The sequence below is a fragment of the Streptomyces sp. NBC_00988 genome (assembly GCF_045162645.1).
Lineage (GTDB): Bacteria > Actinomycetota > Actinomycetes > Streptomycetales > Streptomycetaceae > Streptomyces.
Genome location: NZ_CP108730.1, coordinates 3,968,105 through 3,982,612, shown reverse-complemented (window position 1 = coordinate 3,982,612; position 14,508 = coordinate 3,968,105). Strand labels below are relative to the sequence as shown.

The following is a 14,508-nucleotide window of genomic DNA, read 5'->3' as shown; positions in this document are numbered from 1 at the left end:
TTCGCGGAGTACTGGGAGTACGCGCAGTCAGTGGGCCGCCGGATGAGCGGTCCACCACCAGTTACGGGTCGAATGCGCGAACATGGGGGGCACCCTACCCCACGCGCACCTGAGCGTGAGGGTGTCTCACCTGTCGAGCCGCGCGAAAATAGCTCGACACGACCCCGTAATGTTGAGGGCGTGACCGTGAACGCTAAGACCAGCGCCAGCGCTGGCAACACCTGGCGAGACCTGCCCGCGGCGCAGCAGCCCGAGTACCCCGACACCGAGGCTCTGCGCGCAGTGATCGCGGACCTCGAGTCGTATCCGCCGCTCGTCTTCGCGGGCGAGTGCGACCAGCTGCGCGCCCGGTTGGCGGCCGTCGCCAAGGGAGAGGCGTTCCTCCTCCAGGGCGGCGACTGCGCCGAGGCCTTCGACGCGGTGTCCGCCGACCACATCCGCAACAAGCTGAAGACCCTGCTCCAGATGGGCGCCGTCCTCACGTACGCGGCCTCCGTGCCGGTCGTGAAGGTCGGCCGCATCGCCGGCCAGTACTCGAAGCCGCGCTCCAAGGGCACCGAGACCCGTGACGGCGTGACGCTGCCGACGTACCGCGGCGACTCGGTCAACGGCTTCGCCTTCGACGAGAAGTCCCGCATCCCGGACCCCGAGCGCCTGAAGCGGATGTACAACGCGTCCGCCTCCACGCTCAACCTGGTCCGCGCCTTCACCACCGGCGGTTACGCCGACCTGCGCCAGGTGCACGCCTGGAACCAGGACTTCGTGAAGTCGTCCCCGTCCGGCCAGCGCTACGAGCAGCTCGCGCGCGAGATCGACAGCGCGCTGAACTTCATGCGGGCCTGCGGCACGGACCCGGAGGAGTTCAAGACCGTCGAGTTCTACTCCTCGCACGAGGCGCTCCTGCTGGACTACGAGTCGGCCCTGACCCGGGTCGACTCCCGCACCGGCAGGCTCTACGACGTCTCCGGGCACATGGTGTGGATCGGCGAGCGCACCCGTCAACTGGACGGCGCGCACATCGAGTTCGCCTCCCAGATCCGCAACCCGATCGGCATCAAGCTCGGCCCGACGACGACCGTCGAGGACGCGCTGCAGTACATCGAGCGCCTCGACCCGGACCGCGAGCCCGGCCGGCTCACCTTCATCGTGCGGATGGGCGCGGACAAGGTCCGCGACAAGCTGCCCGAGCTGGTCGAGAAGGTCACCGCGTCCGGCGCGACCGTCGCGTGGATCACCGACCCGATGCACGGCAACACGTACGAGGCGGCCTCCGGTCACAAGACCCGCCGCTTCGACGACGTGCTCGACGAGGTGAAGGGCTTCTTCGAGGTCCACAAGGGCCTCGGCACCCACCCGGGCGGTATCCACGTCGAGCTCACGGGCGACGATGTCACCGAGTGCGTGGGCGGCGGCGACGAGATCTTCGTCGACGATCTGCACCAGCGCTACGAGACGGCCTGCGACCCGCGCCTCAACCGCAGTCAGTCGCTTGACCTGGCCTTCCTCGTCGCCGAGATGTACAGGGACCAGTAGCCGTTTCGCCTGTTACAGCAGTGTGCCGTGGGGCGGGGATCACATACGATCCCCGCCCCACGGCACTTTTGCGGCTCCTGCGTGGCGGGTAAGGTTAGGTTAGCCTCACCGATTATCGGGATGGCACGACGACCTTCGATCCCGCCCGGGAGGTGACCCGCGTGTACGTCTGCAACTGCTTCGGTGTGACCGAGGCGCAGGTGGCGAAGCACGCGGAGGGCGGTGCCTGCACCCCCCGGCAGATAGCGTCGGCCTGTAAGGCGGGCACCGACTGCGGGTCGTGCGTGCGCCGGATCCAGGCCCTGCTGGGCCGGGGCGCCTGCCCGCGCCGCGAGCTCTCCGACCAGGGCAAGCCGATGCTCGCGGAGATGGCCGGGCTGAGTGAGATGGCCGGACTCGAAGACGCTGCCTAGCTGGGCTGCTCGATCTGCTGTGCGATGTAGAGCGCCTCGCCGAGCTGCTCGATCAGCTGCAGCTGCGTGTCGAGGTAGTCGATGTGGTGCTCCTCGTCCTCAAGGATGTCCTCGAAGATGTTGGCCGACGTGACGTCGCCCTTCGTGCGCATCACCTCGATCCCGCGCTTGAGGCGGTCGATCGCCTCGACCTCCACCTGCCGGTCCGCCTGGAACATCTCGGTGACCGTCTGGCCGACCCGGACGTGGAACAGCCGCTGGTAGTTCGGCAGACCGTCGAGCATCAGGATGCGCTCGGTGATCTTGTCCGCGTGCTTCATCTCGTCGATGGACTCTTCACGCGTGTACTTGGCGAGCTTGGTCCAGCCGTTGTTGTCCTGGATGCGGTAGTGCAGCCAGTACTGGTTGATCGCGGTCAGCTCGCCGGTGAGCTGCTCGTTCAGGAATTCAAGGACCTCGGGGTCGCCCTGCATCGCAGAGGCTCCTTCCAGAAACGGGGGAACTGGCGGGTTGCGCCGCATGATTGCACCGGCGCGAAGACGTCGTCCAGTAAGTGCATGCTTAGTAGGAGTTGCCCGAATCCGCCCAGAGTCGGTCATGTGCATCGCCCCCGGTCTGTCAGGATGGAGTCATGGGTCAGAGAGGGGTCGAACAGTCCGAGCTTCCGCCGGGCCAGCGGCTCCAGCGCGGCTGGCCGGTCACCCACTACGGCCCGGTGCCCAAGTTCCGCCCCGAGCGCTGGGAGTTCAGGGTCTTCGGCGCCACCGCCGACGGCGACAAGCACTGCTGGAACCACGACGAGTTCACGGCCCTGCCCTACGACTCGGTGGTGGCCGATCTGCACTGCGTCACGAAGTTCAGCATGCTCGGCTCCGAATGGGGCGGCATCCCCGCCCGTACGATCCTGGACACCGCCCCGCCGGCACCGACGGTCACGCACGTCATGGTCTGGGCGGAGTACGGCTTCAGCGCCAACCTCCGCCTCGCCGACTTCGCCGCCGCCGGCACCATCTTCGCCACCCACAAGGACGGCGAACTCCTCACCGCGGAACACGGCTTCCCGCTCCGCCTGGTCGTCCCCCACCTGTACGCCTGGAAGGGCCCGAAGTGGGTCCGGGGCGTCGAGTACATGACGGCGGACCGGCGGGGGTTCTGGGAGGAGCGGGGGTACCACAACGTGGGGGACCCGTGGAAAGAGCAGCGGTACTCGTATCAGGAGGAGCCCGAGGACGGCCCCGAACTCTGATGTCTCTCACTCGCCGTGCTGCCAAGGTCGCATTCCGGTAACTGGGGGCGCATTCCGTGCCGAGAGCGCTACTCTGAGTGCCTCGCTTGGCGGGCGAGGCCACGGGCGGACTAGTTCACCGGGCCCTGCCGCATTCCGCTTGGCGACCATCGGGGGATATCGGTCGGGGGACTACGGTGGGGCTGTTCGGCGAGCGCCATACCTTCATGGGCGGACTGGCTACCGCTGATCGCGCGGCCCTTGCCGCGCTCGGCACCCGCCATCCGTATGCGTCGCAGGATCCCCTCATGGCGGAGGGGGAGCGCACCACGTTCGCCGTGGTCGTGCTCAGTGGCTGGTGCACCGTGTGGTCGACGACCGAGCGGGGCGGACGGCTGATCCTGGGGCTGCGTCAGGCCGGCGAGGTCGTCGGCGACATGGCGGCCCTCGACGGCCGACCGCGCAGCGCCTCGGTGAGCGCGCTCGGCCCGGTCACGGGCCTGGTCGTCACGGCGGAGCGGTTCCGCCGGTTCCTCGCCGAACGGCCGCACGCCAACGCCCTGTTGGTGGGACAGCTCACCGAACGGCTGCGCAGCGCCGACCACGAGCGCCGGGCCCTGGCCTCCATGACCGTGCTGCAGAGACTGTCGGAGCGGCTGGTCGAACTCGCCGACCGCACCGGCCGGCCCGAGGGCACCGGCGTCACGATCAGACTGCCCCTCGCCCAGCACGAACTGGCCGCCTCCGTGGGCTCCACGCGCGAGGCCGTGGCCAAGGCACTGCGACTGCTGCGCGAGCAGGGCCTGGTCCGCACCGGCCCCGGCACCCTGGCCGTCGCCGACCTGGAACCACTCCGGCTGCTGGCGAGCGGCGAGCACCGGGAGCAGGACACCTGACGACACGGAAGTCCCGCGCTGTGTAAACGGCTACAGCGGCGACCCGTCGGACCCGGGAACATCGCATGGGTCCGGGGTCGCCGGAACGGCAGGGAGGGGAAAGTGATGGAGGGGCAAGCCGAGTACGGCTTCATCGTGAATCTGGACGCTCAGGGGTCGGGGCTGCTGTCCGACTCGGAGAAACCGGACATGCGGGCCAGGCTCTACGAGGTGTCGGGCAAGGCCTTCGAACAGGCGGGCATCCGGGCGCCGCGCCTGTACCAGGAGGACCGGGGGGACGGGATCCTCAGCATCCTGACGTCCACCGTGGCGCCCAAGCGGGTGGTCGGCGAATGGCTGGAGTATCTCCACCAGAACCTGCGCGAGAGCAACGACCGGGCCAGGGTCCCGCTCAGACTCCGCGCCGGCATGCACATCGGTCCGGTCACCGCCGACAATCACGGCCGCTCCGGCCGGGCCGTCGACCTGGCCTGCCGCCTCGGCAACTGCGACACGGCGAAGGCCGTCCTCGAACTGGCCCCGCAGGCAGGCCTGGTCGCGGTGGTCTCCGACCGGTTGTACGAAGAGGTCGTACGGCCCGGCGGGCGCTGGGTGGAGCCCGAGCACTACGCCGACCGCGAGGTGAAGCTCAAGGAAGGCCCGCAGACCGCGTGGTTCATGGTCCCGGGGCTGCCGCAGCCGCCGTTGCCCGAACCAGGGAAGCCCTCGGCGGGCACCTCCGGCCCCGCGTCGGCCGCGCCGTCAGCACCGGCCGCGCCGGCGGCGGCTCCCGGGCGCGTGGTCAACAACCACAACTACGGCAGCGGCGAGATCATCAACAGCGAACGGATCGAAACGATCAACATCGGCAGGTCCGCACACCCGGGCGGTGAGCGGTGAACGCGCAGAACCCGGCGCCCCCGGGACCCAACCCGAAACCTAACCCCGGCGGGCAGCCCGCCGGAGCCGGGCCCCCGAACCCCCAGCAGGACCAGCAGCCGAAGGCCGAGCCCGTCGCCGGGTCCGAGCCGGCGCAGGACGTCATCGGGGGCGCGTCCGCCGACCCGCTGGCGGGGGAGGGGCTGGGGTCCGGCGCGGCGGGGGCCCGCGTCTACCGGTCGGCCGGACCCAGTTTCACCTCGCAGGGGTCGAGCACGCTCATCAGCGGCGGTTCCATCGGGGCCGTCAACCTGTTCGGGCAGCAGGGACCGCGGCTGCTCGCCGGCCCGGTGCCGGAGGAGGAACTGCGCACGCTGCGCCAGGTCTTCCAGGAGCCCGACGGATACGACGGACTCAAGGAGCAACTCCGGTCCCGGCGGCTGCTGTTGCTGTGCGGACAGCCCGGGACCGGCCGGATGTACACCGCCCTGTCCCTGGTGGACGACCTGACCCGGGGCAAGGTCTCCCGGCTCGACCCCGAGACCGACCTGGACGAGCTGGAGGCCGAACAGATCCACGAGGGGCACGGCTACGTCCTGGAGTCCTCGACCACCGGACTGCCGGGCGAGGCCGGCCTGGACCGGTGGTGCGCCCTCCTCGGCGACCGCAAGGCGTACGCCGTCCTGCTGGCCGTGCCCGAGGTCGGCGACCTGTACACCCAGGGCGGGCGCTACCACCGCCTCCACACCCCGGCCGCCGCCGCCGACGTACTGGAGAAGCACCTCGCGAACGAACTTGAGGACGTGCCGCCGCCGGCGCAGAGCACGGCACGGTCGGCCGCGACCGCCCCGGACGTGACCGCGGCGCTCGGCATCGGTGAGCTCCGGCCGCGGGAGGCGGCCCGGTTCGCGGTGCTGGTCGCCAAGTACGCGCGCGGATCCCGTACCCATGCCGAACTCCTCGACGAATGCCGGGAGTTCGCGAAGGCGCAGGCCGCCGAGTGGTTCGTGGGAGGCCCGCGGTCCGAGACTCCGCAGCGGCTGCGGGACGCGGCGTACCGGATCGCCGTGGCGGTGCTCGGCGGGGCCTCGCTGAGCGCGGTCGCCGAGGCCGCGGAGATCCTCGCCTGGGAGCTGGCCGTCACCGTGGCCCCGGAGTCGACACCGGGCCGCCCGCTGTTCAGCGACGGTGTCGACGCCCGGCTCGTCTCCGCGCGCGCCGTGGCCGAACTCGGCGTGGAACAGGTCGGCGACGAGGACGTCCCGGTGCGCACGGTCCGGTTCCGGGGCGAGTCGCTGGCCGCCGCCGTCCTCATCCATCTCTGGGAGCACCGGCACAATGTGCGCGGCCCGGTGCTGCGTTGGCTGTCCGGGCTGTGCGAGGACGGCCGTCCCCAGGTCTGGGTCCGGGCCGCGGTCGCGGCGGGACAGCTGTGCCGGCTCGACTGCTCGCACACCGTGCAGGAACTGGTGCAGCCCATGGGCCAGGCCGACCAGCTCCGCCGACGGGTCTTCGCCGCCAACGTGCTCGACGTGGCCGTGGCCTCCCCGGAGGTCGGCAGCGCGACCCGGGCCCTGGTCGGGCTCTGGGCGCGCGAGGGGGAGGAGAACCTGCGCTGGACGGCCGCAGCGGTGCTCGGCCGGGGCCGGGCCACCGTCACCGTCCGGGACTCGCTCGACCTCCTCGGCGGCATCGGCGTCTGGGAGGAGGGGAAGCTGAGGACCGTCGCCTCGGCCCAGGTCGCCCACTTCAGCGGTGCGAACTGCGACTCGGCGACCTTCCGGCGGATCCGCCTGTGGCTCTCCGACGAGCGGCGGCCGCAGCAGGACCTCGGCCTGCAGAGCGCGATCTACCTGGCCGGCCTCTCCGTGGTCGACCTGTGGAACCAGCACCCGGACCTGGAGGGCTACGGCGACTGGCCGCTGATGCTGGCGCTGGCCGCCGTACGGCCCGAACTCGCCCCGGAACTCGCCGGGTTGCTGTGGACCGCGCTGCAGACCGGCCGGTCGTACGAGGCGGCCGTGGAGACCCTGGCGGACTGGCTGCGCGGCTGCGCGGGCCGGGTCTGGGCGGAGCCGCTGGAGCGGTTCCTGCCGCTGCTCGTGCATGGGCCGGACGACCGGCACCGGTTGCTTTCACTGATCAAAGAACTGTCGGAAGACCCCGACAATCCGTTGGACGACCAGCAGGTCCGCCGTATGTGGGAGGCGGTCCAGGGAGCGGGAACACCATGAGCAACAACATGTGGGGCCAACAGGCCTGGCAGCCCCAGAACCCCCAGGGGGAGTTCGTCCTTCCGCACAACATCAGAGGCCCCTTCGTCACGGAGTTCACCCCGACGGGCCCCTACCGGCACCGCAGCAGCCAGGTCGCCTCGGTGCTCTTCTACCGCAACGGCGGACACAGCGTCGTCACGGTCCGCGGGGCCGAGCACCACAACAAACCCCTGATGGGCAAGCCGACTTCGGTCTGCTGGATCGCCCGCGGCCAGCACCAGGTCTCCTTCCAGCTGGAACTTCCCACCTACGGGGACAAGTCACGCTTCAAGGCGGGCGCCGACGTCAACTGGGAGGTGCACAACTTCCATCTGGCCGCTGAGAAGCGGGTGGTGGACGTGGAGCGGATGCTCCGCCCGCCCCTTGAGGCCCGGCTGCGCGGGATCAGCAGGCGGCACAACCTGGACTCCGCGCAGCAGGCGGACGAGGCGATCCAGGACGAGCTGGCGAGCGGCCGCTGGAACGACTTCGGGGCCGAACTGGGCCTGTCCACCCAGGTGTTCATCCGCATCGACCTGGGCCAGGCCGCCTCCGACCACCACGCCAACATGGTGGCGGTGCAGTCGGACAGCGAGGTCCAGAGGGCCGTGGACGCCGCCAACAACGCGCGGATCGAGGCGAACATGGACGTCGCCCGGGGGCTCATCGCCGCGGGCGAGGCCGAACAGTACGCCCACGTCCTGGCCCAGGACCCGTCCCGGGCGCAGGACATCCTGGGCGCGCTCCAGGTGCAGGCGCGGGAGCAGCGGCAGGGCGCCCTGGACTACCTCACCAACCTGATCAACCAGGGGGTGGTGCAGCGCCACCAGATCGACGACCAGGTACAGGCGCTCATCGACTTCAGCCGCACGGCCGCCCACGGTGTCTTCCAGAACGGACTGCCGCCCGCCCCGACCGCGCTGCCCGTTCCGCCGACGCCCCTCGCGCCGCCGGTACCTCCGGCACCGCTGATGCCGCCGCCGGCCGTGGCGGGCGCCCTGCCGGTGCCGCCCGCCGCGCCGAAGCCGTACGCCGACGAGCCGCAGGACGCCGCGCCGGACACCACGGACGAGTCCGGCGGCCGGACGTGAACTCCCCGGAGCCCGTGGTGCCGGACTCCGACACCGACGCCCGGTACGTCGCCGAACGGCTGCTGCTCACCGTACGGGAGGACCTGGGCAGGGCGGACGTGAAGGCGTCCGTGCTGCTCTCCGGTGCCCTGGCGGTGCCCGCGCTGCTGATCGGCGGCGGCCGGGCGCCGGCCGGCGTCTCCGGCACCGGCCGGGTGCTGCTCGTGGGCGCCGCGGTGCTGTGGGCGGCCGGCACCCTCCTGCTGCTCGGGGTGATCCTGCCCCGCACCTGGACGGTACGCAGGACCCTGGGCCCGACGTTCTACGCCGACGCGGTCGAGGCCCGCGACGACCCCGAGGCACTGCTGCGCGGTGTCGCCGAGGTCGGCCGGGACCCGGTGCGCTGGCTGCTCACGCAGTTCCAGGACGTCAGCGTGATCCTCGCGGCGAAGTACCGCTTCCTGCGCGGGGCGTTGGCGCTGCTGGGCGCGGGGCTGGTGGTGGGGGCGTACGCGCTGGGTGCCGGCTGACGGCGGTCCGGGCGTCAGCCGTCCCGCAGCTTCTTCAGCCGCTCCACATCCGCCGCGTGCCCCTCCTTGCCGCCGGGCGTCTCGATGACCAGCGGTACGCCCGCGGTCGCCGGGTGGGTCATCAGGGCGCGGAACGGGTCCTCGCCGATGTGACCGGAGCCGATGTTCTCGTGGCGGTCCTTGTGGGCGCCGACGACGTCCTTGGAGTCGTTGGCGTGGATGAGCTTCAGCCGGCCCTCGCCGACGGTGTCCACCAGCAGGTCGAGGGTCTGGTGCATGCCGCTCGGGCCGGTCAGGTCGTGCCCGGCGGCGAAGATGTGGCACGTGTCCAGGCAGACGCCCAGCTTCGGGTGGGCGTCCAGCGCCTCGAAGTACGGTCCGAAGTCCCAGGTCCGGGAGCACAGGGACGAGCCCTGGCCGGCCGTCGACTCCAGGAGCAGGAACGGGTCGTCGTCGTGGGTCAACTCGTCGAGCAGCGGCAGCAGATGCTCGCGCACCTGGGCCAGCGCCACCGACCGCTCCCGCCCGCCCGTCGCACTCCCGGTGTGCACGACGACACCGAGCGCGCCGATCTCCCGCCCGCGCCGCAGCGAGTGCCGTAGCGAATCAACGGACTTCTCTACGGTGGCCTCGGTGTGCGAGCCGAAGTTGATCAGGTACGGGGCGTGCACGTACGCCGGGATCGACTCGGCCTCGCAGGCCGCGCGGAACTCCTCGTCCTGGCGCGGGTTCCCGATCGGTGTGGCCCAGCCGCGCGGGTTGGCGACGAAGACCTGCACGGTCTCGGCGGCCAGCTCACGGGCGTAGGACAGCCCCACGGAGTGGAGGCCGCCGGCCACGGGGACATGGCCGCCGACCGGGTTGCGGGAGGGGAACTCGGGGGCGCTGGAAGGCAATCCGGGGGCGCTGGAAGGGGACTCGCTGCTCACCCGTCCAGGGTGTCACGCGCGCGTGCCGCCTCCGTCACCGGATGGTGATCGTGATCGTCGATCCCTTGGGAGCCTGCTCGCCCGCGTCCACGGACTGGCTCTTCACGGTGTCGCCGAACAGACCGAGCAGGCCCCGGTCCTCCTTGACCTCGAAGCCGGACTGCTCAAGGAGCTTCGTCGCGGCGTCGACGCTCGCGCCGACCACGCTCGGGACCTCGACCATCTCCGGGCCCTTGGACAGCGTCAGCGTCACCGTGTCGCCCTCGGCGGCCTGGCCGTCGCCGGCCGGGGTCTGCTGGGCGACCTGGCCCGCGTCGTACTCCGAGGTGATCTCGGTGTCGGACACCTTCACGGTGAGACCGGCCTCCTGGAGGTCCGACTTCGCGTCGTCCAGGTCCTCGCCGGTGACGTCGGGCACGTCGACCGCGCTGCCCTTGCTGACGGTCAGGGCTATCGCCGAGCCCGCGTGGCGCTTGGTGCCCGCCTCCGGGTCCGTGCTGATCACGAGGCCCTTGGCGACGTCGTCGCTGAACTCCCTGATGACCATGCCGGCCGCCAGCCCGTCCCGCTTCAGCAGGGTCTGCGCCCTGGCCAGGCGGGTGCCCGTCAGGTCGGGGACGTTCACGGTCTCCGGGCCGTCCGAGATGGTCAGGGCCACCGAGTCGTTGTCCCGGATGCGGGCGCCGGACTCCGGGTCGGTGCTGATGACCGTGCCGCGCTTCACGGTGTCGCTGTACGCGTGGTCGACCTTCTTGACGTCGAGACCGGCGTCCTTCAGCCGCTCCCTCGCCTGCGCCTCGGTCTTCGCCAGCAGCGGCGGGACCTTGGTGAACTGGCCGGAGTTGATGTACCAGACCCCCGCCCCGACCCCGACGATCAGCAGCAGGGCGGCGACGATCGCCAGCAGCCCGCGCCGGGGCCGCCGCGCCTCGCGCCGCCGGGGCGGCAGCGGCGGACCGCTCTCGAACCGGCTGGTCCGGTCGAACGTGTCACCCGGCTCGTCGTCCTCGTTGACCGGCAGCGGACGCGGCACGGTCAGCGAGCGCGGGATCACACTCGTACGGTTCTCGGCGTTGGGATACTCCGAGGTCAGTGCCTGCGGCGGCACCGCGTCCAGCTGCCCGGTGCTCAGCCGCGACCGCGCCTCGCGGACAAGACCGAACAGCGCGACCGCGTCGTACGGCCGCAGGTCCGGGGTGCGCGCGGTGGCGGTGGCGACCAGCTCGTCCAGCTCGTACGCCAGGCCCGGGACGAGCGCCGAGGGCGGCGGGACGTCCTCGTGCAGGTGCTTGTAGAGCACGATCGCGGCGGAGTCCCCGTCGTGCGGCTTCTGGCCGGTGAGCATCTCGTACAGGACGACACCGCACGCGTACACGTCGACCCGGGGGTCGGCGGTGGTGCCCTCGATCTGCTCCGGCGCGAGATACGACACCGTGCCGAGCACGGACCCCGTGGTGCTGGTCACCGTGTCCACGGACCTGACCAGCCCGAAGTCGGCGACCTTGACCCGGCCGTCGTCCCCTATGAGCACGTTCTCCGGCTTCATGTCCCGGTGCACGAACCCGGCCCGGTGCGCGGCACCGAGCGCGGCCAGCACCGGCTCCAGGATGTCGAGGGCGGCCCGCGGCTGCAGCGCCCCGCGCTCGCGCAGCACGTCCCGCAGGGTGCAGCCGGCGACGTACTCCATCGCCAGATAGACGTACGACCGGTCGGCGCCCTGGTCGAAGACCTGCACCACGTTCGGATGCGCCAGCCGCGCCACGGACTTCGCTTCCCGGATGAACCGGTCCACGAAGTGGGCGTCGGCCGCCAGCGTCGGGTGCATCACCTTGAGCGCGAGAACCCGGTCCAGGCGGGTGTCCACGGCCCGGTAGACCGTGGCCATCCCGCCGACGGCGATCCGCGCGTCGACGCGATACCGGCCGTCGAGCAACTGCCCGACGAGAGGGTCATGAAGGGTCGTATCCACGCAGGTGAGTGTACGAGCCAAGGCTGAAAGCACGGCCCTTTCGCCCGGTTTCGAGGCGGTACTGCAGCCGACCTGTGACGGATACCTCATGGTGGGGCGGGTGCCTGGGGCCGGGCTGTGCGGCTCGGCGGGTGGTGCGCGGGCCGGGGATTCAGAAGGCGGGGCGTTCCGGGTCCAGGCAGGCCACGCCGGTTGTCGGGGAGGACGCTTCGGCGAAGTGCCTACGGGGGATACGCCCCGCCCGGAACGCCAGCCGCCCCGCCTCCACCGCGCTCCGCATCGCCGACGCCATCAGCACCGGCTCCTGTGCCCGCGTCACGGCTGAGGCAAGCATCACACCAGCACACCCCAGCTCCATCGCGAACGCCGCGTCGGACGCCGTACCCGCCCCCGCGTCCAGAATCACCGGCACACGCGCGTGCTCGGTGATCAGCTGGAAGTTGTGCGGGTTGCGGATCCCGAGCCCGGAACCGATGGGCGACCCGAGCGGCATGACCGCCGCACACCCGACGTCCTCCAGCTTCCGCGCCAGCACGGGATCGTCGTTCGTGTACGGCAGCACCGTGAAGCCGTCGTCGACCAGGGTCTCGGCGGCGTCGAGGAGTTCGATCGGGTCGGGCAGCAGGGTGCGCTCGTCCGCGATCACCTCAAGTTTGATCAGCGCGGTCCCCAGGGCCTCCCGCGCCAGCCGGGCCGTCAGCACGGCCTCGCCCGCCGTGAAGCAGCCTGCGGTGTTCGGCAGCACCCGGATGCCGAGCCGTTCCAGGACGGACAGCACCGAGCCGTGCACGGAGGCGTTGACGCGCCGCATCGCGACCGTCGTGAGTTCCGTGCCGGAAGCCACCAGCGCGCGCTCCAGGACGTCGAGGCTGGGCGCACCTCCGGTGCCCATGATCAGCCGGGACGTGAAGGACGTGCCACCGAGGACGAAGGGGTCGTCGGCCATGGGTCAGCCTCCTTGGACGGCGGTGAGGACCTCGACGCGGTCTCCCTCGGAGAGGGAGGTCGATTGCCACTCCGCGCGCGGGACGACGGTTTCGTTGAGGGCGGCGGCCACACCCGAGGGAGCCGGGGTGAGGGACCGTACGAGCACGTCGAGGGGCGTGCCGGGAGCGATCTCCCGGTGCTCGCCGTTGACGGAGATGTTCATGTGGGCTGCTCCACGAGGCGCGTGCGGGCGAACCGCTTCGGGGTGAACGGGCGTGCCTCGTCCGGGAGTTCACCGGTACTGAGCGCGTGCGCCAGGGCGTCGCCGGTGACCGGCGTGAGGAGCACGCCGTTGCGGTAGTGCCCGGTGGCCAGCAGCAGTCCCGGCAGGGCGGTCGGGCCGAGCAGTGGCGCGTTGTCGGGGGACCCGGGGCGCAGTCCGGCCCGGGTCTCGGTGAGCGGCAGTTCGGTGATCCCGGGGACCAACTCGTGGGCGTCGCGCAGCAGTTCGTAGACACCGCCCGCGGTCACGGTGGTGTCCCAGCCCAGTTCCTCGCTGGTCGCGCCGACGACCAGCTCGCCGTTCTCGCGCGGCACCAGGTACACCTGGCTGCCGCGCACCACGGCCCGCACGGTCCGGCTCAGGAACGGCGCGTACCGCTCCGGCACGGTCAGCCGCAGCACCTGCCCCTTCACGGGCCGTACGGGCGGCAGGACGTCGTCCGGGACCCCCTTCAGCCGCCCGCTGAGGCTGCCGCCCGCGAGCACCACTTGGTCTGCGGTGAGCGCGGTGTTTTCGCGCGTGACGACCCCCGTGGCGCGGTCCCGCCCGACCGTGAGCCGCTCGACCCACGTCCGGTGGAAGACGACCCCGGCGCGCTCGCAGGCGGCCACCAGCGCGCCCGCCAGCCGCCGCGGGTCGACCTGGTGGTCGCCGTCGACCCTGAGCCCTCCGCGCACGCCCGGCGCGAGCATCGGCTCCAGGCGCCGGCACTCGCGCCCGGACAGCCACTCGGAGTCGAGCCCCGACTGGTGCTGCAGGGCGTGCAGTTCGCGTAGATGGGCGCGGTCGTCGGCGTCCAGGGCGACGGCCAGCGTGCCGCAGCGGCGGTAGCCGAGGTCGAGGCCGGTGAGGTCGGTCAGTTCGGCCGCGAAGTCCGGGTAGCGGTGCGCCGAGGCGAGGTTGAGGGCGAGCAGGGTCTGTTCGCCGTAGTGGAGTTCGGTGACGGCGGCCAGCATCCCGGCGGCCACCTGGGCGGCCCCGCCACCCGGCTCGGGGTCCACCACGGCCGTGGCGAAGCCGCGTTGGGCCGCGCGCCAGGCCGTGACCAGGCCGATGATCCCGCCCCCGACGACGAGGACGTCTGAGTTGTGTGCAGGCATGGGCGTCCAGCCCCTCCCTTCGCCGGCATGACCCGGATCAGGTTCGTACGGTCGGAGGCCGCCAGCCTCCCTCTCAGCCCGGTACGTCCGGACTCCCGCGAGTGCTTTACCTTGGCCACCCTAGCCCGTGCTTTGTGCGCCAGTAAGGGAGCCTTCGTCCATGGCCCGCTCGCTCGACGGTCTCGTCCTCGCCCCCGTCGCGGACCAGGCCCCAGGTCAGGTCGGCACCCGCACCCGGTTCGCGTACCACGAGCAGGACGGTGAGATCTGGGCCGAGTACGCGGGCGGCGACGTCGTACGGGGGCGTCTCGTCGGCACGCGCGCGGGGGACCGGTTGGACTTCCGGTACGTGCAGTTGAAGACGGACGGGACGACGTCCTCCGGGCACTGCGTGTCCGAAGTGGTCGAGTTGCCCGACGGCCGCATTCGCCTCGACGAGACCTGGGAGTGGGAGTCCCAGGCGGGAAACGGGACCAGCACTGTGGAACAGGTCACCTGACGCGCCCGCTGACTGACAAAT

16 protein-coding genes and 1 riboswitch are annotated in these 14,508 nt (G+C 71.3%); of the genes, 9 read left to right on the top strand and 7 right to left on the bottom strand.

The window, feature by feature from the left end:
• Positions 1-27: 27 nt before the first annotated feature.
• The gene (locus tag OG496_RS18070) at positions 28-84 is read right to left on the bottom strand and encodes a trp operon leader peptide (RefSeq protein WP_073735655.1); all 57 of its coding nucleotides are present in this window, start codon (positions 82-84) and stop codon (positions 28-30) included.
• 96 nt (positions 85-180) lie between these two features.
• Between OG496_RS18070 and OG496_RS18065 the strand changes: the two genes are divergently transcribed.
• Positions 181-1,533, top strand: coding sequence for a class II 3-deoxy-7-phosphoheptulonate synthase (locus OG496_RS18065; RefSeq protein ID WP_366494001.1), 1,353 nt, complete (start codon positions 181-183; stop codon positions 1,531-1,533).
• Positions 1,534-1,685: 152 nt separating this feature from the next.
• The gene (locus tag OG496_RS18060) at positions 1,686-1,946 is read left to right on the top strand and encodes a (2Fe-2S)-binding protein (RefSeq protein WP_366494002.1); all 261 of its coding nucleotides are present in this window, start codon (positions 1,686-1,688) and stop codon (positions 1,944-1,946) included.
• Here the strand turns inward: OG496_RS18060 and bfr are convergent.
• Positions 1,943-2,419, bottom strand: a complete 477-nt coding sequence (gene bfr, locus OG496_RS18055) for a bacterioferritin (protein WP_366494003.1) — start codon at positions 2,417-2,419, stop codon at positions 1,943-1,945. The two genes, OG496_RS18060 and bfr, sit on opposite strands and share 4 nt — an antisense overlap.
• A gap of 158 nt (positions 2,420-2,577) precedes the next feature.
• Here bfr and OG496_RS18050 point away from each other — a divergent pair, with 158 nt between their 5' ends.
• The 6 genes from OG496_RS18050 to OG496_RS18025 all read left to right on the top strand — a co-directional run bounded on the left by OG496_RS18050 (position 2,578) and on the right by OG496_RS18025 (position 8,780).
• Positions 2,578-3,192, top strand: coding sequence for a sulfite oxidase-like oxidoreductase (locus tag OG496_RS18050; protein ID WP_366494004.1), 615 nt, complete (start codon positions 2,578-2,580; stop codon positions 3,190-3,192).
• 206 nt (positions 3,193-3,398) lie between these two features.
• Entirely contained in the window at positions 3,399-4,067 is a 669-nt protein-coding gene (locus OG496_RS18045; RefSeq protein WP_366494005.1) for a Crp/Fnr family transcriptional regulator, read from the top strand.
• A 105-nt stretch (positions 4,068-4,172) separates the two neighbouring features.
• Positions 4,173-4,946 (top strand): hypothetical protein, encoded by a 774-nt coding sequence (locus tag OG496_RS18040; RefSeq protein ID WP_405971584.1) that lies wholly within the window; start codon positions 4,173-4,175, stop codon positions 4,944-4,946.
• On the top strand, positions 4,943-7,159 hold the full coding sequence (locus OG496_RS18035) for a hypothetical protein (protein WP_405971583.1): 2,217 nt from the start codon (positions 4,943-4,945) through the stop codon (positions 7,157-7,159). The genes OG496_RS18040 and OG496_RS18035 overlap by 4 nt, the downstream gene beginning before the upstream one ends.
• Positions 7,156-8,271, top strand: coding sequence for a hypothetical protein (locus OG496_RS18030; RefSeq protein WP_405971582.1), 1,116 nt, complete (start codon positions 7,156-7,158; stop codon positions 8,269-8,271). Before OG496_RS18035 ends, OG496_RS18030 begins: the two co-directional genes overlap by 4 nt.
• 17 nt (positions 8,272-8,288) lie before the next feature.
• Positions 8,289-8,780 carry a Pycsar system effector family protein gene (locus OG496_RS18025; RefSeq protein ID WP_366494009.1) on the top strand — a complete coding sequence of 164 codons (492 nt, stop codon included), beginning with the start codon at positions 8,289-8,291 and terminating at the stop codon, positions 8,778-8,780.
• Positions 8,781-8,794: 14 nt separating this feature from the next.
• Here OG496_RS18025 and OG496_RS18020 read toward each other — a convergent pair whose 3' ends face one another.
• From OG496_RS18020 to thiO, 5 genes are all read right to left on the bottom strand, one after another.
• Complete coding sequence (locus OG496_RS18020; protein WP_366494011.1) at positions 8,795-9,709, bottom strand: deoxyribonuclease IV; 915 nt, start codon at positions 9,707-9,709, stop codon at positions 8,795-8,797.
• Positions 9,710-9,743: 34 nt separating this feature from the next.
• Complete coding sequence (gene pknB / locus OG496_RS18015; protein WP_405971581.1) at positions 9,744-11,678, bottom strand: Stk1 family PASTA domain-containing Ser/Thr kinase; 1,935 nt, start codon at positions 11,676-11,678, stop codon at positions 9,744-9,746.
• Between the two features lie 151 nt (positions 11,679-11,829).
• Positions 11,830-12,624, bottom strand: coding sequence for a thiazole synthase (locus OG496_RS18010; RefSeq protein ID WP_405971580.1), 795 nt, complete (start codon positions 12,622-12,624; stop codon positions 11,830-11,832).
• 3 nt (positions 12,625-12,627) lie between these two features.
• Entirely contained in the window at positions 12,628-12,828 is a 201-nt protein-coding gene (thiS, locus tag OG496_RS18005; RefSeq protein WP_405971579.1) for a sulfur carrier protein ThiS, read from the bottom strand.
• Complete coding sequence (gene thiO / locus OG496_RS18000) at positions 12,825-13,988, bottom strand: glycine oxidase ThiO (RefSeq protein WP_405971578.1); 1,164 nt, start codon at positions 13,986-13,988, stop codon at positions 12,825-12,827. The genes thiS and thiO overlap by 4 nt, the downstream gene beginning before the upstream one ends.
• A riboswitch (TPP riboswitch) is annotated at positions 13,986-14,097 on the bottom strand. It overlaps the preceding gene by 3 nt.
• A gap of 51 nt (positions 14,098-14,148) precedes the next feature.
• Between thiO and OG496_RS17995 the strand changes: the two genes are divergently transcribed.
• On the top strand, positions 14,149-14,487 hold the full coding sequence (locus OG496_RS17995) for a hypothetical protein (RefSeq protein WP_405971577.1): 339 nt from the start codon (positions 14,149-14,151) through the stop codon (positions 14,485-14,487).
• Positions 14,488-14,508: the final 21 nt, after the last annotated feature.

Coding starts and splice junctions, on each gene's coding strand:
- OG496_RS18045 (WP_366494005.1), top strand. CDS start 3,399: ATGGGCGGACTGGCTACCGCTGATCGCGCGGCCCTTGCCGCGCTCGGC.
- thiO (WP_405971578.1), bottom strand. CDS start 13,988: ATGCCTGCACACAACTCAGACGTCCTCGTCGTCGGGGGCGGGATCATC.
- OG496_RS18010 (WP_405971580.1), bottom strand. CDS start 12,624: ATGGCCGACGACCCCTTCGTCCTCGGTGGCACGTCCTTCACGTCCCGG.
- OG496_RS18040 (WP_405971584.1), top strand. CDS start 4,173: ATGGAGGGGCAAGCCGAGTACGGCTTCATCGTGAATCTGGACGCTCAG.
- OG496_RS17995 (WP_405971577.1), top strand. CDS start 14,149: ATGGCCCGCTCGCTCGACGGTCTCGTCCTCGCCCCCGTCGCGGACCAG.
- thiS (WP_405971579.1), bottom strand. CDS start 12,828: ATGAACATCTCCGTCAACGGCGAGCACCGGGAGATCGCTCCCGGCACG.
- bfr (WP_366494003.1), bottom strand. CDS start 2,419: ATGCAGGGCGACCCCGAGGTCCTTGAATTCCTGAACGAGCAGCTCACC.
- OG496_RS18030 (WP_405971582.1), top strand. CDS start 7,156: ATGAGCAACAACATGTGGGGCCAACAGGCCTGGCAGCCCCAGAACCCC.
- OG496_RS18050 (WP_366494004.1), top strand. CDS start 2,578: ATGGGTCAGAGAGGGGTCGAACAGTCCGAGCTTCCGCCGGGCCAGCGG.